We start from the raw sequence: 520 nt of genomic DNA on the forward strand, positions 1-520 counted from the left end.
AAGAACTTATAGCCGAAGCCGAAGCTTTTAAAGCACAAACAAAAGATGAAGTTGAAACATTCCGTATTAAATACTTAGGTAAAAAAGGATTGTTAAATGAATATTTTGCAGAGTTTAAAAATGTGGCCAACGAACAAAAACGTGAATTTGGTCAAACCATAAACCAGCTTAAAAAAACGGCTGAAGATAAAGTAAAAGCCTTAAAAGAAGAATTAGAAAGCAACGAAGAGGTAAAAGGCATATATGGCGATTTATCGCGCCCAGGCGAGCCCATTCAAATAGGTGCCCGTCATCCTATTTCAATTGTTAAAAATCAAATTATTGATATCTTTTCGCGTATTGGGTTTAACGTAAGCGAAGGACCTGAAATTGAAGACGACTGGCATAATTTTACAGCTTTAAATTTACCTGAATATCACCCAGCACGTGATATGCAGGATACGTTTTTCATTCAAACAAATCCAGATATTTTATTACGTACGCACACCAGTTCAGTACAGGTGCGTTACATGGAAAATAA

1 protein-coding gene is annotated in these 520 nt (G+C 35.6%); it reads left to right on the forward strand.

Features of this window, described 5'->3' with window-relative positions:
- Positions 1 to 520 (forward strand): tRNA ligase subunit PheS family protein (locus tag FUA24_RS00200; protein ID WP_449441412.1); only part of this gene is annotated, 520 nt, incomplete at both ends.

It is taken from the genome of Seonamhaeicola marinus (assembly GCF_008085455.1).